Here is a 26,263-nt window from a genome sequence, read left to right on the forward strand (position 1 = left end):
AAAAAAGAGACGTGCATCGCTGCACGTCTTTTTAAATGCTATGCGCTAGCAGTTTCGGTTAGAACCAGTAGGTGGCGCCGAGCACGAACTGCAGGTTGGAGGCGTTGATTTCGGCCGAACCGACCAGGGGTACATCGATGTCGTCGTAGATGTTGGTCATGCCGAGCACCACGCGGAAGTCGACGTCCACGAACGGGATAATCCCGGTTCCCAGGCCGAACACGAGGTCGAATTCGAAGGAGTTCATCGGCAGGAGTTTGTCGAAGTTCTTGATTTCGTCATCGGAAGCGTCTTCGGCGGACTGCGAAATGTTGAAGGAGAACTGCGGACCGGCCTCGATGAAGATAATCGGGAGCGGGGAGAAGCGAGCGAGCACGGGGATGTCGATGTTCCACTGGGTCACGCTGTAATCGGTGATGCCGTATTCGAATTCGTAATTACGCATGTCGGCCAGGACGTTCGCTTCCACCGTGAGGGGCAGGAGCGGCAGGGAGAACTTGATGGCGCCACCGAAGTTGAAACCGATGCCGGATTCAGAGTTGTCGGTGTCGTCGCCCCAGATGTTGTCAATGTCGCCGCCGGCGTGAACACCGAAGCTGAGTTGTGCGAAGGAGGCGGTCGCCGCGAGTGCTGCTGCCAGGATGATTTTCTTGAACATTAGGATACTCCTTGGTTTTGTTTGTATGCTAACAAAAATAATATAAAAGTAAGCGAAAGGCACGGGTTGGACGCAAAAAAAGCGCCCGCATGTGCGGACGCTCTCATTTTTCTTGAATTTTTGCGCTAGAAGTTGAAAATGACGCCCATGTAGACGCCGTCGGCGTTGCCGCCGAGGTGGAACGGGCTCTCGATAGTTTCGTAACCCCTGTACTTTTCGTGGCGGAAGATGAACTCGGCCTTGACTTCGATCATCTTGTTGATGGCGTACGAGGCGCCGAGCCACAGGTTGAACTGGCGGGACTTGCGGTCGCCGTAGCCGTGGTACTTGTCTTCGCCCTTCACGTAGTATTCGCTTTCGGAAAGGCGGTACTTGAGGAGGAATCCGAGGTAGGGGGTGAGTCCGACATTGGGGATGGTGTAGGCCGCTTCGGCACCGAGGTGGAGGTCGAGCCCGCGTTCATGGTCGTCGTATTCGAATCCCCAGAGGAAACCGCCTTCGGTCCCGAACTTGAATCCCTTGAGCTTGGTCGGCACGGAGAACTGGGCGCCCAGGTACATGGAAAATTCGCCGTTCGAGGGGGCGTGCGTGCCAGGACCGTCATATTCGTCTTCGCCTACGGGGAGGTTTAAGTCGAGGAATGCGGTTACCATGGGGGCGACTTGGTAGCGGCCGCCGATGGTGAGGTCGCGGAGGCCTTCGCCGCCGTTGACGCAGCCGGCGCAGTCGTCTTCGTTCCAGAACTGGTAGCCCCAGCTGGTAAAGGAGATTTCGAGGCTCTTGATCATCGTAAACCGGCCTCCGACCTTGAGGCCAGCCTGAGACCAGTTGTGGTCCTTGTCGTAGTAGAGTCCCGCTTCGAAACTCCCGTGGCTGGAATCCGGGATGGGGTAGTAGTCCCAGGTGGCAAAGCCTGCGCCTGCGAGCAGGGCGACTGCCAGGATGAATTTTTTGAACATCTTTTACTCCTTGATGAATCTTGCGAAAATTTAGAAAAATGCATACTCTTATTCCAAGTTGGAATATAGGGGATTGTCTTTTGGGCGATAAAGGGTGCGCACGCTCACTGCCGTGCGGGGGTGTGATGTCCGTCGCTTTAAATTCGGGAACATATAATATATCTTATTGCAAATAGAGGGTCGAGATGTCATTTTTGGGACGTTTTTTAACAATTTCGCTGTTTTCCGTAACGCTTCCGGCGTTTGCGGGTGGGTTCTATAGCCTCTTTTCCCTGAACTCTAGCCCCGGCAACCTGTATCTTTCCCAGGATGCGAAAGCGGGCTGCAACAATCCCGCATGGCAGATCGAGGTGAACATGGCGTCCTACACGGGTGGTCCCCACGGAATCAGCGGCAATGGCGGCTTTTTCCAGGCGTCGGGCGGCCAATGCCTGGGCGTGGCCGATGACGGGAATCCGCAGGCGCTCTACGACTTGGTCCAGGAACATTGGGGCAATGCCGAGAAGAACCTGATGCTTGCTTCCGATATCGACCTTCACGAATTTGACGAGACGACTCCCGCCGGGACGTGCCTTATGAACCACGTGCCGCTTGATTTTTCGACAGCGCATGTGATTTTCGACGGCAACGGGTTCTGGGTAAAAAACCTTTGCTATGTGCACGATGTCGCGTCTGGAGCGATGACGCAGCCGGCCGGTTTCTTCAGTTCCATCAAGGAGCACGAGGCCGTGAACGTGAACTTCAAGAATGTTCGCATGGTGGTGTCGGATTCGCGTGCGGACCGCGATGTGGCGGAAGCGGGCGCGGACTACTATCCGGTCGGTGCGCTTGCCGGTTATGTGTGGATGTCGACGGTGCGTCGCGTGAGCTTACAGGATGTGGATATCCAGGCGCCCGTGGCGGGGGCCCTTGCGGGCAATATCAGCGCATCGACGGTTTCGGACATTACGGCGAACGACGACATCCTTATTCACAACGTGCTCGAACTCTCGAATGAAAAAGGGAACTTTGCGGGCTCTACGTTGTTTGACTGGGGCAGCCGCTATTCCGTGTTCCTGGGTGGAATTGCCGGCTTTGCTTTCCAGGTGGACTTCAAGAATCTGACGGTCCGTGCCAAGGTGCAGGATTCCTCTTCGGCTGCGACGCAGTCCGCTCTCGGTGGTGTTGCCGGGCTCTATGCGTATGCGGGCTTTGTCGATGCGACGGTAGACAGCTCGTCGGTCGTTATGGACAACATAAAGCTCGATTCCAGCGACAGCGGCAAGGCGTATACCAAGATTTCGGGCGGTATGGCGATGGGCGGTATCTTCGGCGAAGCGGGAATCACCTATGGCACCAATGGCCCGTATTCGTCGGCGGTGGCGAACCTCTCGATCGTGAATAGTGCAGGTGTTGTCGGAATCAGCGAAAGCAATGCGGACAGTGTCTTTGCAGGCGGGCTTGTCGGGCGGGTCTCCGTGTTCAAGGGGGCTTCGTTCTCGCTGCAGAAAGATACGGTGAAGGTGATGGTGAAGGATTCCTTGACGCGCGCTGTTTCGCATGCCTACTATGCGGGTGGGCTTTTGGGCCTTGCGGGAGAAACCGATGCCGCTAACCTCACCGACGACAGTTTTGTCTCCATCGTGGGTTCCCGCGCGCAGGGTTCTATCTCGGTGGCAGGGTCTGCGACTGCGGTAGGGGACGGGTTTGATGTGAACGCCTACCTCGGCGGTTTCGCGGGGATTGCTATTTTGTCTGTAAACGGAAAGGGGCTTTTGGGATGCCGTAGCGATGTGGATATCCGTTCGAACCTGAAATCCTCTTATGAAGGCGAACTGGTCAATAGCTATTTCCCGGCATACGACAGCATTTTCGTCGGTGGGTTCTTCGGGATTGCCGATATCCTCGGCAACGGCACCAAGAATGACCTCGAACTTTTGAATTCGACCTATACGGGCTCTATCTCGGTGGCCGACAGCGTAAGCCCTGTTTACGTGGGCGGTATTCTGGGGGCGTTCTTCAATAGGGCGGTCAGCGGGGGAACCAAGTCCGTGTCGTTCCGCGATGTCACGGTAGATGCTTCGGACGATAACCTTATCCGTATCGACGCTTCGGGATCGAATTTCGAAAAACCTTCCGCTTCGATGGTGGGCGGCATCTGCGGCTATTGCTATGCGCTGCGCAGCATGCAGAAGTCGGGAGCCTCCGGCAATATTGCGGTTCAAGGCGCGTTCGGTACGGACAGCCTGCTGGCAGGTGGCCTTGTGGGTGCGACCGTCACCTATGCCGACGTCGAAATGAAGAATGCCTTCTATGTGGGGAACCTCGTTCCCGTCGATGCGGCTCCCGTCAAGATGGGATACCTTTTCGGAAAGCTCGATGCCACTGCGAAGGTCGACGTGTTTTACGCATACCATTATGGCGAAGATGCGGTGGAATACCCGTATGGCGCCTTCAAGTATAGCGGCAACGATGCTACTGCATCCTGGAAGGTTCAGAACGGCCAATACGCTTCGGGTTACGTAATCAGGAATGGCGCGGTCCGGTCGCTTGACGAAAATAGCAACGGTACGGAGGTTTCTGCGACGATGCAGAAATCCGCTTTCGCCGGGTTCATGAATACGGACCAGTCGCCCTACGTGTGGGCTTTTGAGCAAGGCGAAAATGGGAGCCTTCCCTTTATCGCGTGGGGCCCGCATTCGGCCGTGGCGCCGATTTCCGTGGTGGCCTTCCATGTGAATTTCATGGATAAGGACGGCAAGACGCTTGTCGGGACGCAGACGGTCAAGAGCGGCGAAGCCGCGGTCGCGCCCGAGCCCCCGGAACACGAAGGTTACACCTTTGCAGGCTGGGACAAGGCTTTCGACAATGTGGAATCGGACTTGACGGTGACTGCCCGCTATACGATCAACAGCTACAAGGTGGTGTTCAAGGAAGGCGAACGCAAACTGTTCGAAAAGGAATTCGAGTACGGGACGATGCCCGTGTACGATGGCGAAACTCCGACGAAGCCCGCGACGGAACTGCATACGTGGACGTGGACGGGATGGGAACCGGCTTTGGCGCCGGTGAAGGGAGATGCGGTTTACCATGCGACCTTCCGTGCCGTAGAAATCCCGGTTTCGAGCAGCAGCGCCGAAGTTTCTAGCAGTAGCGTGCCGGAATCGAGCAGTTCGCTCCTGTCGAGCTCGAGCGTGCTCCTTTCGAGTTCGAGCGAAATGCAGCCCGCAAGTTCTTCCGAAGAAGTTGCCGAATCCAGTTCCAGCGGAGAATACGAAATTTCGAGCTCCAGCGAAGAAGTCCCGGAATCGAGCAGTGGAATCGAAATGCCGGAATCCAGCAGCGACCGGGCGGTGGAACCTGCACACATTACGATGGAAGCCCATTCCTGGCAGCTGGTGAGTGTCGCCGCATTTAAGGATATGGAATCCTTCGGCGAGGAATCGGCGTTCTACTGGTGGGACGAACGCAATCCCATCGGCGAATACTGGCAATACCGCCGTTATGACGAAACCGAGAAATACGATGCGACACGCGGATTCTGGTTTGGAACGTTTGAAAGCAAGACTATCGAACTCCGGAACAGCGACCCCGAGGAGGCTTCCGATATCGAATGGGAACTCGATAGCCTCTACAGCGGCTGGAATCTGGTGGCGAATCCCTACAGCTGGAGCATCATTCTCGATGCGGATGATTACGGCGATGTCAAGTTCTGGCAGTGGAATCCGGAAACAAGCGAATACGAAATTGCCGATACCCTTGCGCCTTACGAGGCCATATGGGCGAAGGTCTCTAGGCCGGTGACGATTCGGATTCCGGCAAAACCTGCTGCGAAGTCGGCCCCTGCTGTAGCCGGGGCTTCCAAGCGGATGCTTGCGAAGTCCGCAAATGGAAATGGCGGCTGGAATTTGCGTGTGATGCTGTCCGACAAAAACGGCAAGCGCGACAGCTGGAACTTTATTGGCGTGGGTGATGAATCGACGCTGGCGGAACCGCCTGCCGGCATGGGCGATTTTGTGAACCTCTCCATTGTCGAAGACAACCAACGCCTGGCAAAGAGCGTGAAGGCCCGCTCCTGTGCCGCAGAAGTTGATTGTGAATTTGTATGGAACATGGAGGCGAGTGCCACGAGTGCGCGCAAGGCGTCCCTCTCCTTCGAAGGTCTCGAAGATGTCGTGGCCGCGGGTCTCCGCGTGTTCGTTGCCGTAGATGGCAGGACGTTCGAGGCCACGGACGGCAAGGCCATGGAAATTTCACTAGAGAAAAACGCCAAACCCGTGACGCTACGTGTTTCCAGGGAGAACGTGGCCGTAGCGGGGGCGGCGAAATTCTCGAATTTCCGCTTTGTGCAGCAGGGCTCGCTAGTCGGCGTGTCTTTCGATGCGGCACCCGGCCTGGCGGGCAGCGAAGGCCGCGTGGACATCGTCTCGGTGAACGGAAAGGTTGTTGCAAGCGAACGGCTGGTGGCCCGTCGTGGTGAAAATACCGCTTACATCGCAACATCCGTTAAGGGACTCTACTTTGTACGGGTTCGCCTTGAAAATCAAGTCGGAATCCATAGAATTGTACTAAAATAGTACCTCTTTCTTTAGAAAAAAGATAGATTTGTAACAGGCCCCTTCCTAAAAAAGGAGAATGTTATGAGTTGTTCCCGTCGTTTGCTGCCCCTTTTGGGTGCCACGTTTTTCCTTGCGGCTTGCGGTGATGACAATGGCGAGAGTATCCTGGACGAGCTGATGCTTGCCGATTATGTGGTGGACGATGCCGACGGCCTCAAGGAATGCAACGAAGACCGTGATGGCATGACGGCCTACCTGAAGGATGCCGATTCTCTCTTGGTCTGCAAGAAGGGAAACTGGATCGCGTATGATACGACTCGGTTTGGCGATGAAAAATCTTCCAGCAGTGCGGTGAGTTCTTCGTCCGATGGCGGAAGCGGGATTGAAGATGAGTTTATTACGGGCATGAGCCCGTTTGAAACCCTCGCGGCAGTTTCTGTACTGGAACTCGATGGCGAAACGCTCGAAGAGACGGGCCGCGTATACAGGGGATGGTCTACAGGCGGCCTCGGCGGTTATGAGGTGCATGGGGTGACGCTTGCTTCGCAATATGCTGCTGTCGAAATTAGCGGCAATTACCGCCTTGCTGTATCGGGCAGCGTGACAGACATTCCCGTCACCCTGAAAGCTTTGGTGGATTTCTCTGAAACCAGCTCGGTGAACGTGAACTTGCTGACGCATCTGGAATACGCGCGCGTGCGTAGCTTGGTGGCGTCGGGCAAGAGTGTCGCGGACGCGAGGCAACAGGCGGAATCCGAAATCCTGGACGCTCTCGGCATTGAAGGCTCTGTCGGAAATTTCGGGGACCTGGATATCGCTTATTCCGATGACGGCAGCGCCATTCTGCTGGCTGTCGATGTAATCATGCAGGGCGACGTGAGCGACGTGCAGCTTCTGCTCCGGTTGAAAAATTTTGCAGGCGATATCGAACGCAATGGCAGATGGAACGATTCGACGGCCAAGGCAGAAATGGCGGATTGGGCGATGCAGGCGGACCTGGGCGGAAAGCTTGCCGCTGTGCGCAAGAATATGGAATCGTGGGGTTTGGACGAGGTTCCGAATTTCGAAAAGCATGTGCGCATGTTCTGGGTCAATGTCCTTGGACTTGGTAAATGCGATGCGAAAAATGAAGGTAAAAGAGTCGAGATTGCGAATGAGCTCAGCATCTACTATGGGTCGCGATACCGCTTCCTTTGCAGCGACGGCGAATGGGTCGCAGATATCAGGCAGGATTTCGAAGATTGGGAGGCTGTAGAAGATGGCTCTATCAGGTGGAGCGAAACCGGAGATTGCTACAAATACGATGAGTCCCTCGAAAAGTGGGTGGTTGCGACCCCGCGCGAATATATGCTCGGGCTGGGTGGCTGCACGGAAAAACGCAAAGGGTTGGTCCTGAAAAGCAACATGGACTATTCCTATTACATGTGCTCCGATATTGGCTGGCGGACTGTATCTCAACTGGATTTTGACACCTACGGCCATGAGTGCGGGACGGATAACGAGGGCGAAGTCAAGCTGCTTGGCGAAGAGGGATATACGGTCTATTATATTTGCAAGTCGTATGGCTGGGAAGAGGCGGAAGAAATGGACTATGATACCTATGGCCTGGACTGTGCTTCGAAAAATGTCGGCGATGTCAAGTATGGAACCGTGACGGGGAATGTGAGGTATTACTGCACGGCTAACGGCTGGGTGGATTTTGAAACATGGAGCTGGAATGTTCCTACGGAAACTCGCCTTAGACCGGATATAAAATATGGCACGCTGGTCGACCCCCGCGATGGACAAAAGTACAGGACAATCGTTGTCGGATCCCTGGAGTGGACGGCCCAGAATATGAACTATGCGCCTGTCGAGGGTAGCTACTGCTATGATGACAATGCTGATTATTGCAAGGTGGCGGGGCGCATGTATGACTGGCAAATTGCAGTGGACTCTGCATGCCCTGAGGGGTGGCATTTGCCTACCCAGGCGGAATATAAAACACTGGTAGATGCTATGGGAGGCTCGAGCAAGGTCGGCCCCAAGTTGAAAACGACTAGCGGTTGGAACGATGGATGGAGTGGTTCTGATTCTGTGGGGTTTGCTGGTATTCCGGCGGGCTACCGGTACAATTCCCATTCCTATGAAGAGGGATACAGGACGGGATTCTGGACGAGCGAAAGAAAGGATATTCTGAGCTATGCTTATTTCCTTCCTTTGAACAATAGCAGTGTGATAAACTTTAGTTATGATAGTATTGATGACTATGCGTATTATGTCCGCTGCGTCAGGGAGGTCGAAGAATGACGGGTCGATTTTTTATGGATAGCTTTTTGAACAGGAGTTTCCGTATGGACAGGAAATTTGCCTTCTTGAAAACAGCGGTCGCGCTTTCTGCGATACTCCTCGCTGTGTCGCCGTGGGCGGCCGGAACGTCTAACCAGGAAGAGGAAGGGAAGGTCTATTGCGTAAAGCGGACCGGGTACGACGGCGAATACTACGTGCAGCTGTCGCAGCAACAGGCCGGCTATCAGCCTGCCGAAGGTGAAACATGCAGCGCTCTCTGGATTGGCCCTGAAGACGGAGGAGAGCAGGGAATTTACGAAACCTTGTATGAGCTTATCAACCAGGAGGATGCCCCTATCATGGGTCTCTTCTTGGCGTCGGATGTCGACTTCGGTGGCTATGACGAATCGCAGCAAAAGTGCAATCAGGAGTTCCGTCCGTTTGTTTTTGAAGGGGTAAGCGGTGCGATCATCATTAGGAGCAAGGACAGCAAGACATACACGGTGCGAGGTCTTTGCCGCATATCGGAATACTCCAGTGATTACGCTGCCTTTGTCGCAAGGAGGGATGGGGGCGAAATTACACTTGAGAATGTCAATTTCGAGGATGTCCATCTGGAGAATGATGAATACGCGGGACTTCTTATAAATGAAGCGTCTCAGGGCACTGCTTCGACTTTCGGGGTGGGTTCGTATGTATACACGAACGTTTCCGTGAAAGATGCCGTTATCAAGTCGTATTCCTTTGCTGGGGTCTTAGCTTCGCAGGCCGTGAATGTAAGTGTTTATAATTTCCAGGGCGAAAATATTTCCGTTTCGTCGGTGGCGACTGAAAATCCGAATGAATATGACCAAGTGATGATCGGCGGTCTCTTTGGAAAAGTGGATACGCTTGCTTCTATGGAAAGTGTCGTTGTCAAGAATTTGTCCGTAACGCATCATCGGGATGCGAAATTTAGCGATGGTCGGAATGAAAATGGACTTATCCTTGCTTCGATCGGGGGTCTTGTCGGCAAGGCTTCTGGAGGCACTTTTGCGAACGTGGCTATAGAAGGTCTTGAAGTTGCGGACCAGACCGAAGCGGGTGGAAGCCGAGTCGGTGGCCTTGTGGGTTATGCAGATCCTTTGCCGTTTGGCACTTCCGGCTATGCTATCCAGATGACCAATACTTTCACCGTGGGCGATATCCGCTGCGATGGCTCGACACCGTGCGAAATCGGGTTTGGAATAGGTTCTATGGCGTTGGGACAGAATCCTAGCCAATATGAGTGGTTCTTTAATTTCTATGCAAACTATCATTATTCCGATAATTCCGGTGACGCCGCCGGCTTTATGGGTGAAATTAGCAGCGATTTTCTTGCCAATCCAGAGACGGCTGCGAATGAATTCAATACCGAGGGCACGCTGACTCCAGGCAGTCAGGCCACGGCTCCGCAACCTATGACTGTTGCCCGGGGCAATTTCCGCAATGCGGTCGGCGATCTCACGGCGGGTGTTTTCGATACGAGTTCCTATGTGGTACGGATCGAGGAAGAGGATGGCAGCGATGGCAGCGAGTTTATGAACGGAGTCATATCCAGTTCTGCCATGAAGTCGGCAAGTTTTGCCGCTGCGATGGACACCTACGGTCGGCGCTTCTTCACGGAAGTGTCCAATCTCTCGTGGCAATATGGCGACAAGCTTGCGACTCCCTATATTTCGGGCTTGCCGGGGTATGCTGACCAGAGTCAGGTCATTGTTGATGATGTTTGGGTCTACTTCTTGATGGATTGTGTCGAATCTGGCTGTCTCACCGAAAGTGAGGAGCGGATGCTTTCCAACTACGGCAACTATCGTATGAGCAATATTAATGAGAATCTCTTTAGGTTCGAAACGAATGATGGGCGCATCAACCAAAAGTGGGCCGAGTTCGCCTACGAACTGACGCAGGACAATCCTGATCGCGCTCCCGTATGTTGGGTGATGTCCAGGGGCAAGGTCCCGTTTGCTGTGGATAATGTCTATACGCAGAGTCAAAACTATACGCTTTCTACCGATTGCAATGCGAATGCGGTTTCGGAAGCCGAGATTTTCCTTGGCGAAGGCGTGGATTACATGATGTCGCCCGTGACTGTCATGACATTCTCCAAGGATTCGGCGACGGGCACATTGACGGAAGTGAGCAGCATGGCTAGCGATGGAAGTGCCCCCATGTTCTTCGAAATTGGCCAGGTCATCTATATCTATTCCTCTACGCCGGCAATTACGGATGGCTCCAGGTTCAAGGGCTGGAAACTCCGTGCCGCACTTGCTCTCACGACTGATCAGGATGTCCTGCTTGAAAGGGCGAGGGCGGGCATTCTTGTCCCGTCGGACGAAAACGGCTATTTCGACCTGGGTTCGGTGAACGACGAACTTATGGAAGAATTTTTGAAAACGCCCGAAGGCAAGAAGGCGATGCAAGAAGACGAGGGCGAAATGAAACCCGTCGTTGCGGTGCTCATCTATCCCGAAGGCTTCGAGAAGGCGAACGGAATCACGGATTCCGGCGATTCGGGCAATGACGAGCCCGGTAAGGAAGGCGATGCTGAATTTGAATTGCTCGAAATCGTGAAGCCGCGAATCCTGAGTTCCGGCAACGCTATTCAGTTTGTCGCGCAAACGGGGAACTTTAGGTATGTGCAGGATTACCCCTTTATTGCCATCATGATAGAAAATGACGATGGCGAGCTGATCGTAAATGATACCATCTATAACGGAAGTTGGTGGCCCGAAGAGACGCGCTGGACCAAGTACCCGCTGGCATTCGGAAACTACCTGCTGACCGCGACAATCTTCAATGGCGATCAAAAGGCGACCTATATGCAGGATTTCGAGGTGAAGTCGACAATCGCGGACGGCAAGGCCGATTCCTGGCACATGGTTTCGCTTTGGAATGTCGATTTCGATAGTTACAAGTGGTCGGACGATGGAATCTTCTACTGGTGGGACGAATCGAATGCTGCGGGAAAGTTCTGGCAGTATCAGGAACTTTCGCCCAAGGATTCCTTGGTACAGGGCCGCGGCTACTGGTACAATTCGCTTGACGGCAACGCTCTCAAGCTGAAGGATTCCGCATTCGTCGATGACCTGACCTGGAAACTGGACAGCGTGAACAGCGGTTGGAACCTTGTCTCGAATCCCTACGGCTGGTACCTGGATCTGGGTGTAGACGATGAGGAAGAAGAGGAGGAAGGGGACTACAATCAAGAAAATTCGTGTGACGAGAAGTGGGAATGGCTTGAACACGAAAGCCACATGGGTGGAAGGTTCGACAAGGAGTTCTACGAAAGCCAGAAGGGATGGGTTGAGGAATATTGCAGGAGCTTGTTGCCTGCCGTGGAATTCTGGCGCTGGAATCCGACAACCGGCAACTACGACCCGGCCAGAATTCTTGCTCCCTACGAGGCGGTGTGGGTGAAGGTGAACAAGCCCGACTCAATCTCCAAATGGGAACTTTCATCGGACCCCTACTTTGCCGACTCGCTCAATATGGATGGCGAAAATGTGCTTACGAAGTCGCTGAACAAGAAGTTCGTGCTTGCGAAAGCCGCCGGCAAGAGCGGATGGGCGCTGCAGGTGAAACTCTCCGATGCGCGGGGCAAGATGGATAACTGGAACGTGCTCGGCGCGGGCCGTGTCGCCTTGCGTTCCGAGGAACCGCCTGCCGGCATGGGCAACCGCGTAAACCTTTCCATCGTGGAATCGGGCAAGCGGCTTGCGAAGAGCGTGAAGCTTGTTTCTGAAGGTACCTACGATTGGAATGTCGAACTCTCGGCGACCAGCGACCGCATGGGTTATCTCGAAATTGCGGGTCTCGACGACCTTGCTTCGAAGGGCCTCTCCGTGTATGTGACAATCGACGGCAAGACGACGAAGATGGTCAATGGCACAGCCATGAAGGTGATGCTCTCTACGACGCCGAAGGTCGCGAATGTCCATGTGGGTGACGCCCCGAAGGCCGTGCTTGCGCGCACGCTTGATGGTCTCAAGGCTATGCAGTCCGGTACGACGCTCCAGGTGGGCTTCGATGCGGGATCAGGCCTCGCGGGTAGTGCCGTAAGTGTGGATATCGTAGACCTGAAGGGACATGTGGTGCGCTCCGTTTCTACGAAGGCGCTTGCAGGGGCCAACAGCGTCGCCGTCGAAACGCCGAAGCCCGGTGTCTATATGCTCCGCGTCCGTGCGGGGAATGTGGGCGGAATGGGTCGCTTGATGGTGAAGTAGCAGAGTCCTGTTTTTGAAGGTGGTCCTTTATGAAGACGCTCGTCGTTGTTGGTTTCGTATTAGCCCTTTCCCTGTTCTCCGGATGTTCTATATCGGGGAGCTACGGGCATGTGGAACAGTTCGAGATGGAGGCTCTCGCGTCGCCCGAATTGCGCGGTGCGGGAGGCTTTAGGGAACCCAACACGACAGCGACGCGCCTGACGGCGAATGTCCACATGGGAAACCCGGAGAAGGAACGGCTTTCCGGCATTGTCAACAAGAAGGGAAATTGTGGCAACCTTGCGGACTGCGAGGAATACAAGGATATCGAGGTCAATGAAAACGTGGATGCTACTTACAGGATGGGATTCCCTGTTTTGACCGCTTCCCTGGATTTCGTGTACAAGCATAACCTGCTCATGCTGGGAGGGAGCGCCTCCATTGACAAGGGCGTGTTCGGCAACGCGTTTATGGGACTGAATACGAAGTATTTCGAAATCGGGGCTGCGGCGGGCTTGTGGATCCACCGACGCGAATTCACCTATTCGGGAACGGACTTTTTCTGCGTGCATTATTTCTTGGGCGGGGATGAGCTCGAGAAAGGTTCCTTTGAGTCTTCGACGAGTGTCGGGCAGGTGGCTGTCTATGGCGGTTTTGCCAGTGCCTACTATGGCCCGCTTTCCCTCAGTTTCTCGTTCAGCGTCTATCGCCCCGACCCGGCCTATTCGAAGTCAAACGACAATTTGCAGGCGAAATTTGCGTTCCCGCGGGTGATGACGGAATACATTGTCGCGGGCTACAGGCTCAACGACAGTTGGGAATTCCGGGTGGGTGCGGCCAACACCTTCGGAGAATTTCCCGGTTGGCATTGGTCTGTCACGGGCGGCGTGAGCTACTATCCCAAGTAGTTGCTATCGGCCCGAGTGGTATATTTGAGACCACAAAAAAGGAACCCATGCGGGTTCCTTTTTAGTTATTCTGTCGCGACAGTTGATTACTTGATAATCAGCATGCTGTCATCCCACGCCTCGTGCTTTTCGAGGCCCAGGAGGTTCGCGGTCGTTGCAGCGATGTTGGAGAGCCCCCAGTCGCCTTCCTTGAGGGAAAGCTTGCCGCCCGTTACGTTATCGTAAAGGATGCAGGGAACCTTGTTGAGCGTGTGGCTCGTCTTGGCCTTGAAGGTGCCGTCCTTGTTGACCTTCGGCATGCCGGTCTTCTTGTCGATTTCGTACATTTCGTCGGCGTTACCGTGGTCAGCCGTGATGATGGCGACACCACCGAGGGCGTCGATCACCGGGAGGAGTCGTGCAAGGCCGATGTCCACCGCTTCGATAGCCATCGTAGCGGCGCGGAAGGAGCCCGTGTGGCCCACCATGTCGCCGTTGGGGAAGTTGCAGCGGAGCGTCTGGTACTTGCCGCTCTTCAAGGCTTCGATCATGGCGTCGGTGATTTCGGCAGCCTTCATCCACGGGCGCTGTTCGAACGGAACAACGTCGGATTCGATTTCGAGGTAGGTTTCGCCGTCGAACTTGCTGGAACGGTTACCGTTCCAGAAGTAGGTCACGTGGCCGTACTTCTGCGTTTCGGAGCAGGCGAACTGCTTCACGCCGGTTTCAGCGAGCCATTCGCCGCTGGTTTCCTTGATGGCCGGAGGCGGCACCAAGAAGCGGTTCGGGAGCTTGAGGTCGCCGTCGTACTGGAGCATGCCGGCGTAGCAGACCTTCGGGAAGCGTACGCGGTCAAATTCGCTGAAGGATTCTTCTTCGAAGGCACGGGTGATTTCGATGGCGCGGTCGCCACGGAAGTTGAAGAACACCACGGAGTCGCCATCGTTGATGGTGCCGACCGGCTGGCCATCCTTAGCAATCACGAACGGGGGCAAGTCCTGGTCAATGGCCTTGGTTTCGCCACGGAGGGTTTCGATAGCCTGCGTAGCGTTGTCGAAGTAGCGGCCTTCGCCGAGCACGTGGGTCTTCCAGCCGAGTTCCACCATCTTCCAGTTAGCGTTGTAACGGTCCATGGTAATCTGCATACGGCCACCGCCGCTAGCAATGCAGACGTCGAATTCCGGGCTGCGGAGTTCGTCGAGGAACTTTTCGAACGGGCCGACGTAATCGAGTGCGGAAGTTTCCGGAACGTCACGGCCGTCGAGCAAGATGTGCACGCGGACCTTCTTGAGGCCTTCCTTCTTGGCCTGGGCCACCATGGCCTTCAGGTGAGAAATGTTGGAGTGGACGTTACCGTCGCTGAAGAGGCCGATGAAGTGGAGCACGGAACCGTGGTCACGCACGTTCGCGGCAATTTCCTTCCAGGCGTCGCGGCCGAAGATGTCGCCGGAGACGATTGCGTCCTGCACGAGGGCGGCACCCTGGTTGTACACCTGGCCCGCACCGATAGCGTTGTGGCCCACTTCGGAGTTACCCATGTCTTCGTTGGTCGGCATACCCACGGCGCGGCCGTGAGCCTTCAAAAGCACGTTCGGGTACATCTTGAAGAGGTTGTCGAGAGTCGGGGTGCGGGCGGCCTTGATGGCGTTGCCTTCGACCTTATCGGTGATACCAAAACCGTCCATCACGATGGTGACGACGGGTCCCTTGATACCGGGGAAGTTGGAAAGCTTCTTGAGCATAGTTTACTCCGTATTAATGTTTACGGCGCAAATATAGAAAATGCGCACCGCATAAGAGAAAACCCTCCCGCAACGGGGAGGGCTTTTGAAAAGCTTTTAGCAGTCGATTACTTGTAGTAAATGAGAGTCACGGAACCCTTGGTATTGCTTTCGAACATGGGCTTCTTGATCATGACGGGGTAGGTCTTTCCATTTGCCACGACTTCGAGCCAGAGGCCGGAAGTGAGCTCCTCGTCATAGGCACGTGTTGATGCCTTGAACTTTTCGAGGCAGACGGGCTGGCCGGGGTTGGCGACTTCCGGCTGCAGGCCGGTGGTCTGGCTGTTGTCTTCGAACACGGAGACTCCGGCGCCCGGGACAAGAGATGCTTCCCTGCCGGAAATGTGCAAGGTGACATGCGGATTGTCTGCGAGACCCGTTTCGAAGTTGAGCGCATTCTGGGAACTACCCGTGGTGTTGGAAAGTTCGACTTCGTTTGCGGTCACCGGGGTGCAGGTTTCCGGTTCCGAAGCAGAAGATGATTCCGGTTCCGGAGCCTTGCATTCGCTTTCGTTACGCGTGAAGGTTAGCTGGTTGTAGGTGTTCGTGTAGGTAATAGTCTTGACCTTCGGATCGACCGTGTGCTTGGTGCTTGAGAATACGGTGATATAGAGGTTGAAAACTCCGCAGCTGCTAAGCTGTGAAAATTCAAAGAACTTCTGGGACAGGGAGATGCGATCGGTGGGTAAAACCTGGCCGTCGAGATTGATGGCGATGGGTTCCTGCATAATCTTTCCGTCGCCTGTGGGCTTGCCCACGGCAAAGTGCACGCTGTCGATGCGCGTCACCTGGTTCGTGTCGCCTTCGAATGCACCTTCGGAACTGAAGAAGTCCGGGTCGATTGTGATGACGCCGCTCAAAGAACCCTGCATGCCGTTCATTCCGGACATTACCGTAACGGAGGGCTCGTTGAACAGGACCGGATTTAGAGAGGATTCCTTGGGAAGTTCGACGGGCTTGGAGGACGAGGATCCCGGACCGACCGGGTTGTCTCCGCCTTCACCGCCGCAGGCAGTGAAACTGAAAAGAGTGGCGGCCGCAGTTAGGCCGAAAAGAATCTTTTTGGAGTTCATGAGTGTACCTCTGTTTGTTTTTCTTGAAAATAAACAAAAATAAGCCAAAATGCAAAGGGAAAAACGTAAAAAAAGGCGAAAAACAATAAAATGTGCTTAAAATCGCCATTAAAAGCCTTATTTTGACAATTGACGGCGCTTTCGGGTCAGCAGAGCCTTTCCGTGAGCCTTGTAAACCGTCTGATGCTCCTGTTGTTGCGGACCGCGGTCGCGAACGCCCCCGGTGCAGAAAGTACCCACACGTGCCCCTTCGCTCGGGTGATTGCCGTGTATATCAGGTTCCGCTGGAGCATCATGTAGTGGCTCGAATCGAGAATCACGATGACCGCCGGGTACTCGCTTCCCTGGCTCTTGTGGATGGTGCAGGCGTAGGCGAGCGCGAGCTGTTCCAGTTCGTCGCCCTCGTACTCGACGGTCTTGTCGTCGTAGAACACCGTCACCTTGTCGTCGCTCTTGTGTACCTTGAAGATTACGCCCACGTCGCCGTTGAACACGTTCTTGTCGTAATTGTTCTTTATCTGCATCACCTTGTCGCCGTCGCTCCAGGGGACTCCCATAATCCTGTGGCGTGCGACTCCGGGGTTCTGCAGTTTTTGCAGGAAGGCGTTCAGCTCGAAGATGCCGAGCGGGCCCTTGCGCATGGGGGAAAGGATTTGTAGGTCGGCCTTCTGGTCGATATCGATTTTGCTCCGCACGCCCGTAGCGAGAAGGTCCGCGATAATCTGCTTGGCCTGCTCGGGTTCCTCGAACGGAATAAAATGGAAGTTCGGGCCGTCGATGGGCGAGGGGACAATGCCCTGGTTTATCTTCGCTGCCTTGTCGGCGATGTCGTTCCCGCCTGCCTGCCGGAATATGTGCTGCAGGCGCGTCGTCGGGATTTTCGGGCAGCGGATGAGGTCGTTCAGCACGTTGCCCGGGCCCACGCTCGGGAGCTGGTCCGCGTCGCCCACGAGAACGATGCGGGTCTTCGCGTGAATCGCCTCGAACAGCGCCGCCGCAAGCCAGGTATCGACCATGCTGAACTCGTCGATGATGAGCAAATCGCAGGGCAGCTTGTTTTCGGCGTTGCGGTTGAATTTCTTTGTGGCGGGGTCCATCTCGAGCATGCGGTGGATGGTACGGGCCTTTAATCCGCAGAGGTCGCCCATGCGCTTGGCGGCGCGGCCCGTGGGGGCGGCGAGGAACACGCTCTCGTCCATCTTCTGCGCGAGGTGGAGGATCCCCTTCAGGATAGTCGTCTTGCCGGTGCCGGGCCCGCCGGTGATAATCGATATGCGGTAGGCGAGCGCCATCTGGATAGCTTGCCGCTGGATGGGGTCAAACGCGAACTTGTGCTGGTGTTCCCAGTCCATAAGCGCCCGCTCGAAGCCCGCGGTGGGGAGCGCGTTGCCCGCAAGCCGGTACAGGATGTTGTCTGCAATGCTCTGTTCGGCGCGGAATATCGGCGGGTAGAAGCAGTCATCGTCGACGCGCTTGATGCGTTCGCATTCGCACAGGTAATCGAACTGCTGCATAAGCCCGTAGACGGCATCGTCGTCTTCCATCGGAATGCGCAGAATCCGGAAGGTCTTTTCGAGAAGGATATCCTTGGGAAGGTACACGTGCCCTTCGCTGAAACTCGATTCCTGCAGCACGTACATGAGGGCGGACTGCAGGCGCTTGGGACTCTCCTTCGGGATGCCGACCTTCATCGCGATTTCGTCGGCCTTCAGGAACCCGATGCCCCAGATTTCTTCGCAGAGCAGGTACGGGTTCTCGGTAATGCGGGCAATCGTTTCGGCGCCGAACTGGTTCCACAGGCGTTTCGCGACACTGCCCGCGATGCCGTGCCCGTACAGGAACAGCATCGTTTCCCTGCTGTGGCGGTTTGTTTGCCATGCGGCGAGGAAGGCTTCGACCTTCTTTGCCGGGAACCCCTTGATTTTTGCCTTGCGGAATATTTCGGGATGGTTGTCGAGGATGTCCGCGGTATCGTCGCCGAACACCTTCACGATTGCCTCTGCCGTCTTGGGGCCGATGCCGCGGAATATACCCGAGGCGAGGTATGCGCCGATATCGCTTTCCTGCGGGGCCGCGACCTTGTACGAGGTGCACTTGAACTGCCTGCCGTACTTGGGGTGGCGCCCCCATTCCCCTTCCATCAGGAGCTTTTCGCCACTCCCCAAATCGGGAAAAGTCCCCGTCACCACGACGGGGGCTTTTTCGCCTTCCACGGTCACGCGGAAAACGGAAAACCCGCTATCGGCGCTGTGGAACGTAACGCTCTTGATGGTTCCTTCGAGCTGCATCCGCTAGGCTAGAACTCCTTATTCCGGCTCGTAGTCGTTCTTCTTGTCGATTTCGCTATCCCACTTGTCGGGGTCGAACTGCTTGTTGGAGGCGAGCTTCTTGCCGCGCAGGCACAGGAGCGCGCCGAGCACGGCAGCATTTTCGATGGCGAGCACGAGGGCTGTCTTGTAGTCAAGCCCGAATCCGAGCGGGGCGCCCTTCAGGTTTTCGGGGCTCACCCACAGGATGTAATCGAAGCAGATGAACGCCATGAACATGCACGGGATAAGCGCAATCACGTAGTTCTTCTTTTTGCTGCGGAGGTAAACTGTTGCTACGCACAGGCTGCACACGGCCATGAGCTGGTTGCTCCAGCTGAAGTAGTTCCACAGGATGTTGAAGCCCTGCGGGTTCAGGTTGCTCCAGAAGATAATCACGAGGCAGATGGCGAACATCGGCACGGTAAGGAGCAGGCGCTTCTTCGGGTCGGTCTGGTCGATGCCGAAGAGTTCCGAAATCGTGAGGCGAAGGCTACGCAGGCTCGTGTCGCCGCTCGTAATCGCAAGGATGATGACACCCACCACCACGAGGATGGAAATCGGGGCGAACGGGATGACGGTAGAGACGAGAACGCTCAGTACCTTCACGCCGCCTGCCGCCATGAGCTCGGGTTGCATGTGGTAGATGAACATGCCGCCCGCGGCCCAGATCATGCCGATGAGGCCTTCGATAATCATCATGCCGTAGAACGTCTGGCGGCCAGTCTTCTCGGTCACTTCGGTGCGGGCCACGAGCGGGCTCTGCGTGCTATGGAATCCGCTGATGATGCCGCAGGCAATCGTCACGAAGAGCATCGGGATAATGGGCTGGTGTGCCGGATGCTGTGTGAAGTTCGAGGCGATGTCAGAGAGGTTGAATTCGCTAAGCACATTGAGGTGCGGCGCGATGCCGATCATGATTCCGAGGGAGGCGAGAATGAGCAAGCCGCCGAAAATCGGGTAGATGCGGCCGATAATCTTGTCGATGGGGAAGAATGTGCTTGCGAAGTAGTAGGCGAAAATCACGCCGACCGCTACCCAGAAGAGCGTGGGGGAGACTGCGGAGCCCGCGATGATGGGCGTGTTGATGAGCTGCGCCGGCGTGTTAGTGAACACAGCTCCCACGAGGATGAGCGCCACGGAAATGAGCGCCATCACCACCTTCGAGGGGCCCTTGCCCAGGAACTTGCGCGAAAGTGCCGGCACGTTGTAGCCGTTGTTGCGCATGCTTATCATGCCGCTGAAGTAGTCGTGTACCGCACCGCCCAATACGTTACCCAGCGGGAGGATGATGAACACGATGGCTCCGAACTTGATGCCGAGAATCACGCCGATGACAGGGCCGATACCCGCGATGTTCAGAAGCTGGATGAGCATGTTCTTCCAGTGCTTCATCGGGACGCGGTCAACGCCGTCGGGGTTAGCGAGTGCCGGAGTCTTGCGGTCGTCAGGGCCGAAGACATGTTCGACAAACTTTCCGTAGGTAAAGTATCCGCCAATCAGTATGGCGACACCGATAAGGAATGTAATCATGTTATGCCTTCTTGTTTGTTAAAAATCTATTCTTCGGACTGCTCGGCTTCCTGGCTCAGTTCCTGTTGGGCGTCATCGCTTGCTTCTTTTGTGGCTGCGTCCTTTTCTGCAGTCTCGTTTGCCTTCTCTTCGTTCTTTGCTCCGCGCACGTAGCCCTTGTCCTTCGCAATCTCATCCGGCGTCTTGTCTTCGCCGAATTGCTGGCGCAGGTAGAGAATATTCGTCGTGAAGCTCGACTTGCCCGCATAATCGAATCCTGCGACCGGATGGAAGCTCTTGCCGAGCTGGAGAGCAATCGCGATGCCGAACTTGAATCCGTTATTGCCTTCGACAGAAATGTTCGGGTTGAGGGTCTGGCCGTAGTATGCGGAAGGATTACCGAAAGCGTCCTTCGCCTGGCAGGTCAGCTTGCCGGAAGATTCCATGGTCGCGGACTGGTAGCCGAGCGTCATCATGACTTCGAAGAAATTGAAGGGCTTGTATCCGATGACTACATCGAATGTTGTCGCCGAAATGTCAAGATCGAGCTGTCCGGTATAATCCTTGGGCTTGTAGCTGATGCTGCTGGAGTTGTATCCGAAGACGAGGCTCACGTCGAGGCCCTGGGCCGCCTTCGGGAGCATGTACTGGAACCACCTGCCAACGCTGTACTGCAGGCCGAAACCGAGCAGGCTGAACCCGCGCAATTCGCTGATGGCGGGGAGCCACATCCCGCGAACGACGGCACGGGCATGGAACATGCTGACTCCGAGTTGCAGGTAAGGGTAGGTGAAGACTCCGAGACCGTTCAGGGTCTCGTTACCGTAAACGAAATTGTTCGTATTCAGCGGGTCTGCGGTCTTGTCCCAGTTGCTTCCGAAAATCGTGGGCACATCGCGCGTCTGGCCGAGAGCGTCCTTCTCCTTGAAAGTGCGGTCTTCGTCGTTGATGGGGATGAGGGCAATCGGCAATCCGAATTCGAAGGCGAGGCTCTGCGGCACATTTGCGCTTACATACCAGTTGCTGTTGAGCACGTTGCCCAGATTCTCGATGATGGGCTTTACGTAACCGGGACGGTTGAATATGCGTGAATCTCCACCGGGGCGGTTTTCGAACGCGGCGATTGATTCGTAGATAGTTGCCCAGCCTTCGCCGTCTGCAGCAGATGCGATGGATGCGGCCCCTAGGAGAATTGCGATTGTGTACTTGGCAAACGTTTTCATACGCCGCCAAATCTAGCTAAAAGCGAGATGTCGGGCAACGGTGAATCCGGATTGGAGACTTAAAACTGATATTGGACGTTCATTCCGACAAAAACGAATGTCTGCCACATGTAGGAATCGAGATCGCAAAGTTCGCTTTCCTTGGTGTAGACATTCTTGAACCAGTTTTCGTAGATTTTGATGAACGGAACCATTGCAATGTTATCTGAAATAAAATACTTGATATTTGCGATAAGCCCGATACCGGATCCCATGAATTCGGCATCGTAAGCGTCTTCGCCTATGAAAACCGAATTTTCGGTGGTTACTGCGGTGTAGGAATACGAAGCCCCGACTCCCACCTGGAAAAACTCCGGCCAGAAGAAGTTGTAGATGAACTCCATGCTGATTCGCCAGAGGAGGCTGCTTTCCTTGTGGGTTTCATCGGGGAATCCGTTGAGCGTCTGTTCGGATTCCCAGATTTGAAAGTTGAACGTGAGCGTGAATTCGCGGATGTTCGCGCCGATGGTGAAGTCGGGGTTCGCGAGAAACTCGAGTGCCGGAGCGTGGACAATTTCCTTTTGCCCCAATGTGTCCTTCATCGAAATAACGCGGTTGTTGAAGTCGCCTTTGGATGCGACTGCTCCGATGCCCGCGCTTACAAAATATGAACGCGGCCAGTCTCCATCCGCGAAGGCGGAGACGCCGACGAGCAGAATCAAAATGGCAACGAGTTTCTTCATGATTATTTTGCGTAGTAGAACATGGCGTCGATGCACTTCTTGGCGGCAACGCGAACCGATTCGTCAAGCTCGACATGCTCGGCCTTTTCGGGATGGCGGAGCGTCTCAAGGATGTTTTCGAGCGAGTTGCTCTTCATGTACTTGCACATGCTGCAGCTGCCGATAAAGCGCTTTTTCGGATGCTCGTATTGCATGCGGGCGTTGAGGCCGCATTCGGTGAGCAACAGGAACGGGGTCTCGTCGGGCTGTTCCTTGATGTAGTTCACCATTTGTCCCGTGCTTCCGACGTAGTCGCTCAGGAGGGCGACACCCGGGTGGCATTCGGGATGGCTTACCACTTTGAGCCCAGGATTCTGGCTGCGGAAAAAGTCGATAAGTTCGGAATCGTAGGTCTCGTGCACGTAGCAGCAGCCGTTGTGCAAAACGATTTCTTTCTTGATACCGCGCTTGTCGAGGTCGGCCTGGATGTTTTGGCCCATGAGCCTGTCGGGGACGAAAACGATCTTGTCCGTCGGGAGCCTCTCGATAATCTTCATCACGTTTCCACTCGTGACGCACACGTCGCAGGCGGCCTTCACGTCGGCGGTCGTGTTGATGTAGCAGACGAATGTGTGTTCCGGATATTTTTTGCGGAGTTCCCTGACTTCTTCTCCGGTGATGGAGTCGGCGAGGCTGCATCCGGTGAGCGGACCCGGGATGAGCACGTCCTTTTCGGGGTTGAGAATCTTGGCTGTTTCGCCCATGAAGCGCACGGCAGAAAACAGGATGGTCTTCTGCGTCACCTTGGTCGCATCCTCGCTCAGCTTAAAGCTGTCGCCATTGTAGTCGGCGACGCCGAGGATGATTTCGGGGGCCACGTAGCTGTGCGCGAGGATGACCGTATCCTGGTCTTTTTTGCGCTCGTTGATTTCGTTGATCAGCGGGAGCATCTGCTCGCATTTTTCCTTGGTGTAGGTGCAGAGCACGGCTCCGGGCTGGATGGACTTGAGTCGGTTGTAGAGTTCGTCTGTCGTCATGGGAAATCTCCGCGCCAAAAATAAAAAAATAGGGAGGCCTCTTGCGGCCATGGGTCAGTATCCGGCCCATTCCGCGCTGATGGAGGGGCTCGCCTTGCGGATTTTTTCGTCCTCGGGCGAATCCTTGCCGGGGGCGATGTCTCCGTTTTCGATTTTCGACTTGATTTCGTCGAAGGTCCGCGGCGGGACCGATTCGGGGGAACTGTCTCCCAGCACCTTGCACGGTGCGTTTTCGGATTCCTTCGCCTTGTCCTTCACCGGCGTGTATTCGCGGGCGGCGGGGACGGTGTAGAACTTGTCCTCTTCGGGGCACCAGGCGGTAAGGCACTTGCCGTAGCAACAGCCGGAATCGAGGCCGATAAATCCGGGACGGTTTACGAATCCCATCTTCGCCCAGTGTCCGAACACGACGGTCTTATCCCATTTCACCTGCTCGAACCATGGCTTGTCATTCCAGTTGCGGATGGAGAGCAGCACTTCGGGACTCATGTCCTCGAGTCGCGCCTTTCCCGGTTCGAGCCCCGCATGCACAAGGAGCGCGTGCGGCGTGTCGCGCCACAGGGGCCAGTTTTTCACGGTGTCGCGGATGAACTCCCACTGTTCGAGCGGGAGAGCCCTGAAACGTTTTTTTTGTTTCTCGGTCCAGGTTTCTTCGGGAGAATCCATCATGCGGATGAGGTGCTCCTCGTGGTTGCCTCGCACTGTCAATATGCCGAGCTTGAGGACCATCTGCATGGCACGCCACATGTCGGGGCCCTTGTTGATGATGTCGCCCGTTTGGTACAAAGTATCATTTTCGCGGACGAATCCGAATGCGTCGATGATGCGCTCGAGCTCGTCGGCACAGCCGTGCACGTCGCCGATGTAGAGGGTCCGCTTCATGCTACAGGTGAACCGCCTGCTTGAGCTTGTTCATCTCGTCGGCGGTCAGCTCACGGAATTCGCCTGCGGGCAGGTCGCCTAGCTGGATGTGGCTATAGCTTACGCGCTTGAGGTCGCGGATTTCGTAGCCGACGGCTCGCATCATGCGGCGGATTTCGCGGTTCTTGCCCTCGATGAGCACGAGCTCCGCAAATCCGTTTTCGAGATACACGTCGGTCGCAAAAGCGATTTCCTCGGTTGCTTCGGGATCGTCGGGGTCGCGGATGTCGACTCCGTCGACGAGCTTCTGCGCGGCAGATTCGGAAAGCGGACGGGTCGTCCACACATAGTAGCTGCGCGGAATTTCGTAGCTCGGGTGCGTGAGCCTGTGCAGGAGTTCACCGTCGTCGGTAAACAGCAGCAGGCCGCGGCTCTGCAGGTCGAGTCGCCCCACGTACTTGAATCCCTGGTAGCCGGGAGGCAGGTAGTCATAGACGGTGCGGCGGCCTTGCGGGTCGTCCTTGGTGCAGACGCATCCGGCAGGCTTGTGGAAGGCGATGACCTTTGTCTTTTTGGGAAGGGTTGCCTTTTTGCCGTCGACGGTCACGGTGTCCGAAATCTCGTCTACCTGGTGTCCGAGGTCGGTAATCGTTTCTCCGTTCACTTGCACGCGCCTTTCCTGCATTAACGTATCGGCTGCGCGGCGGCTTGCGATTCCGCACAGGGAAATAAACTTGTTGATTCGCATCTAGGCTTCCTCGCCGTCCATCTGGATCTTGAGTTCTTTCAGTTTGCGCCAAAGGGTCGCGCGGCTGATTCCGAGGCGCTTGCAGACTTCCGTGCGGTTGCCGTTGCAGACGCTCAGCGCACGCAGGATGTGCCTGCGTTCCATCTCTTCGAGCGAGAGGATCTCGTCGGGGCCGTCGGAAGAGTCTGCGGTACTTTGGGGCGGTTGCCTGGAGGTGGAATCCGCATACGAAATGGCGAGACCCGTATTGGACGGGTTTGGCGAGTCCTCCGTAGCTTCGTTGCCTATGCCATCCTTCATGTGCGGAATGGCGACTGTTTTTTCGCGGGCTTCTTCCTGCACGTTTTCGGGCAAGTCCTCCAGGCGGATGACTCCGTTCTCGGAAAGGACTATCGCATGCTCCACGATGTTTTCGAGTTCACGGATGTTGCCGGGGTAAGGGTATTTCGCGAGCGCGTATTGTGCGGCGGGCTCCACGTCGTGGATGTCCTTGCCGTGGGTTTCCTTGTACTTCAGGATGAAGTATTTTACGAGCGTGGGGATAAGCGGACGGCGTTCCCTTAGGGGCGGAAGCGAGAGGTGGAACGTGTTGAGCCTGTAGTAGAGGTCTTCGCGGAAGATGCCTTCTTCCATGGCGGCCTGCAAATCGCGGTTGGTGGCGGCGATGATGCGTACGTCTAGGTAGCGCGCTTCGGTTTCGCCTACGCGGCGGATTTCGTGATTCTGCAAGAAGCGCAAAAGCTTCACCTGGGTCGCGGCGGAAAGTTCGCCCACTTCGTCAAGGAACAGCGTGCCGCCGTTCGCGGATTCGAACAAACCTTTCTTGTCTACGGTGGAACCCGTATAGGAGCCTTTCTTGGCGCCGAACAGCTCGCTTTCCACCAGGTTCTCGGGTATCGCCCCGCAGTTGACTGCCACGAACGGATCGCTTGCCCGCTTGCTGTAGCGGTGGATGACGTTTGCGAGGAACTCCTTGCCCGAACCGGATTCGCCCGTGATGAGGACCGTGCTCGTAGTGGGCGCAATCTTGTATGCCGTCTTGAGGATTTTCCTCATTTCGGGGGTGTCGCCCAGGAGGCTGTCCAGCACCTGCGACTCCATCAGCTGGTTGGTCGTCTTGTTCTGGCGGAGAGTCTGGATTTTTTTGGTGGTGTCTTCAAGCTGCTCCACGGTTGCGGGTTTCATGATGAAACTGTTCGCACCGCGGTTGATAGCGCTTGTGGCCCCGGGCCAGTTCTTGTTGTCGCAGAGGACAAAAATCTCGATACCGGGCTTGCGTTCCTTGAGATAGCTCACCATGTCCATGTTGTCGAGCGTAAGGAACGGGACCTCGATGAAGGCGAGGTCTATGGGCGCGGCCTTGACCAGCGGCATCAAATTGTTCTTATCGTCACAGAAGGCTAGCTCTGTGTCGGGCAAAGTCCACGAACGTCGAATGTCGCTGATAAACTCCTTGTCGGAGTCGGCAATCAGGATATTCATCGGCAT

General features: G+C 55.5%; 16 protein-coding genes. 4 read left to right on the forward strand and 12 right to left on the reverse strand.

Going from position 1 to position 26,263, the window contains the following annotated elements:
• Nucleotides 1-58 precede the first annotated feature (58 nt).
• Together B4A77_RS02940 and B4A77_RS02945 are read right to left on the reverse strand one after the other, a co-directional pair.
• Nucleotides 59-658 (reverse strand): porin family protein, encoded by a 600-nt coding sequence (locus B4A77_RS02940; RefSeq protein ID WP_290738142.1) that lies wholly within the window; start codon nucleotides 656-658, stop codon nucleotides 59-61.
• A 125-nt stretch (nucleotides 659-783) separates the two neighbouring features.
• Nucleotides 784-1,617 (reverse strand): transporter, encoded by an 834-nt coding sequence (locus B4A77_RS02945; protein WP_290738145.1) that lies wholly within the window; start codon nucleotides 1,615-1,617, stop codon nucleotides 784-786.
• Nucleotides 1,618-1,811: 194 nt separating this feature from the next.
• Here B4A77_RS02945 and B4A77_RS02950 point away from each other — a divergent pair, with 194 nt between their 5' ends.
• From B4A77_RS02950 to B4A77_RS02965, 4 genes are all read left to right on the forward strand, one after another.
• A complete protein-coding gene (locus B4A77_RS02950; RefSeq protein WP_290738148.1) occupies nucleotides 1,812-6,173 on the forward strand; it encodes an InlB B-repeat-containing protein in 4,362 nt (1,453 codons plus the stop codon).
• Nucleotides 6,174-6,236: 63 nt separating this feature from the next.
• Nucleotides 6,237-8,444 (forward strand): fibrobacter succinogenes major paralogous domain-containing protein, encoded by a 2,208-nt coding sequence (locus B4A77_RS02955; RefSeq protein ID WP_290738150.1) that lies wholly within the window; start codon nucleotides 6,237-6,239, stop codon nucleotides 8,442-8,444.
• A 44-nt stretch (nucleotides 8,445-8,488) separates the two neighbouring features.
• On the forward strand, nucleotides 8,489-12,667 hold the full coding sequence (locus B4A77_RS02960; RefSeq protein ID WP_290738152.1) for a hypothetical protein: 4,179 nt from the start codon (nucleotides 8,489-8,491) through the stop codon (nucleotides 12,665-12,667).
• Between the two features lie 29 nt (nucleotides 12,668-12,696).
• A complete protein-coding gene (locus tag B4A77_RS02965; RefSeq protein ID WP_290738155.1) occupies nucleotides 12,697-13,554 on the forward strand; it encodes a hypothetical protein in 858 nt (285 codons plus the stop codon).
• 86 nt (nucleotides 13,555-13,640) lie between these two features.
• Here the strand turns inward: B4A77_RS02965 and gpmI are convergent, their stop codons facing one another.
• The 10 genes from gpmI to B4A77_RS03015 form a co-directional block, all read right to left on the reverse strand.
• A complete protein-coding gene (gene gpmI / locus B4A77_RS02970) occupies nucleotides 13,641-15,275 on the reverse strand; it encodes a 2,3-bisphosphoglycerate-independent phosphoglycerate mutase (protein WP_290738158.1) in 1,635 nt (544 codons plus the stop codon).
• 107 nt (nucleotides 15,276-15,382) lie between these two features.
• Nucleotides 15,383-16,387 (reverse strand): hypothetical protein, encoded by a 1,005-nt coding sequence (locus B4A77_RS02975; protein ID WP_290738160.1) that lies wholly within the window; start codon nucleotides 16,385-16,387, stop codon nucleotides 15,383-15,385.
• A 146-nt stretch (nucleotides 16,388-16,533) separates the two neighbouring features.
• Complete coding sequence (locus tag B4A77_RS02980; RefSeq protein WP_290738163.1) at nucleotides 16,534-18,675, reverse strand: ATP-dependent RecD-like DNA helicase; 2,142 nt, start codon at nucleotides 18,673-18,675, stop codon at nucleotides 16,534-16,536.
• A gap of 18 nt (nucleotides 18,676-18,693) precedes the next feature.
• Nucleotides 18,694-20,226, reverse strand: a complete 1,533-nt coding sequence (locus tag B4A77_RS02985) for a carbon starvation CstA family protein (protein ID WP_290738166.1) — start codon at nucleotides 20,224-20,226, stop codon at nucleotides 18,694-18,696.
• Nucleotides 20,227-20,252: 26 nt separating this feature from the next.
• A complete protein-coding gene (locus tag B4A77_RS02990) occupies nucleotides 20,253-21,428 on the reverse strand; it encodes a DUF6588 family protein (protein ID WP_290738169.1) in 1,176 nt (391 codons plus the stop codon).
• Between the two features lie 59 nt (nucleotides 21,429-21,487).
• The gene (locus B4A77_RS02995; protein ID WP_290738172.1) at nucleotides 21,488-22,150 is read right to left on the reverse strand and encodes a hypothetical protein; all 663 of its coding nucleotides are present in this window, start codon (nucleotides 22,148-22,150) and stop codon (nucleotides 21,488-21,490) included.
• A gap of 2 nt (nucleotides 22,151-22,152) precedes the next feature.
• Nucleotides 22,153-23,166, reverse strand: coding sequence for a quinolinate synthase NadA (gene nadA, locus B4A77_RS03000; RefSeq protein ID WP_173364968.1), 1,014 nt, complete (start codon nucleotides 23,164-23,166; stop codon nucleotides 22,153-22,155).
• Between the two features lie 54 nt (nucleotides 23,167-23,220).
• A complete protein-coding gene (locus tag B4A77_RS03005; RefSeq protein WP_290725992.1) occupies nucleotides 23,221-24,048 on the reverse strand; it encodes a metallophosphoesterase in 828 nt (275 codons plus the stop codon).
• Nucleotide 24,049: 1 nt separating this feature from the next.
• A complete protein-coding gene (locus B4A77_RS03010; protein ID WP_290738176.1) occupies nucleotides 24,050-24,775 on the reverse strand; it encodes a pseudouridine synthase in 726 nt (241 codons plus the stop codon).
• Nucleotides 24,776-26,263, reverse strand: coding sequence for a sigma-54 dependent transcriptional regulator (locus B4A77_RS03015; protein WP_290729934.1), 1,488 nt, complete (start codon nucleotides 26,261-26,263; stop codon nucleotides 24,776-24,778).

Source organism: Fibrobacter sp. UBA3718 (assembly GCF_002371935.1).
Lineage (GTDB): Bacteria > Fibrobacterota > Fibrobacteria > Fibrobacterales > Fibrobacteraceae > Fibrobacter.

Coding starts and splice junctions, on each gene's coding strand:
- B4A77_RS03015 (WP_290729934.1), bottom strand. CDS start 26,263: ATGCCGATGAATATCCTGATTGCCGACTCCGACAAGGAGTTTATCAGC.
- B4A77_RS03005 (WP_290725992.1), bottom strand. CDS start 24,048: ATGAAGCGGACCCTCTACATCGGCGACGTGCACGGCTGTGCCGACGAG.
- B4A77_RS02995 (WP_290738172.1), bottom strand. CDS start 22,150: ATGAAGAAACTCGTTGCCATTTTGATTCTGCTCGTCGGCGTCTCCGCC.
- B4A77_RS02975 (WP_290738160.1), bottom strand. CDS start 16,387: ATGAACTCCAAAAAGATTCTTTTCGGCCTAACTGCGGCCGCCACTCTT.
- B4A77_RS02990 (WP_290738169.1), bottom strand. CDS start 21,428: ATGAAAACGTTTGCCAAGTACACAATCGCAATTCTCCTAGGGGCCGCA.
- nadA (WP_173364968.1), bottom strand. CDS start 23,166: ATGACGACAGACGAACTCTACAACCGACTCAAGTCCATCCAGCCCGGA.
- B4A77_RS03010 (WP_290738176.1), bottom strand. CDS start 24,775: ATGCGAATCAACAAGTTTATTTCCCTGTGCGGAATCGCAAGCCGCCGC.
- B4A77_RS02945 (WP_290738145.1), bottom strand. CDS start 1,617: ATGTTCAAAAAATTCATCCTGGCAGTCGCCCTGCTCGCAGGCGCAGGC.
- B4A77_RS02955 (WP_290738150.1), top strand. CDS start 6,237: ATGAGTTGTTCCCGTCGTTTGCTGCCCCTTTTGGGTGCCACGTTTTTC.
- B4A77_RS02940 (WP_290738142.1), bottom strand. CDS start 658: ATGTTCAAGAAAATCATCCTGGCAGCAGCACTCGCGGCGACCGCCTCC.
- gpmI (WP_290738158.1), bottom strand. CDS start 15,275: ATGCTCAAGAAGCTTTCCAACTTCCCCGGTATCAAGGGACCCGTCGTC.
- B4A77_RS02960 (WP_290738152.1), top strand. CDS start 8,489: ATGGACAGGAAATTTGCCTTCTTGAAAACAGCGGTCGCGCTTTCTGCG.
- B4A77_RS02965 (WP_290738155.1), top strand. CDS start 12,697: ATGAAGACGCTCGTCGTTGTTGGTTTCGTATTAGCCCTTTCCCTGTTC.
- B4A77_RS02985 (WP_290738166.1), bottom strand. CDS start 20,226: ATGATTACATTCCTTATCGGTGTCGCCATACTGATTGGCGGATACTTT.
- B4A77_RS02980 (WP_290738163.1), bottom strand. CDS start 18,675: ATGCAGCTCGAAGGAACCATCAAGAGCGTTACGTTCCACAGCGCCGAT.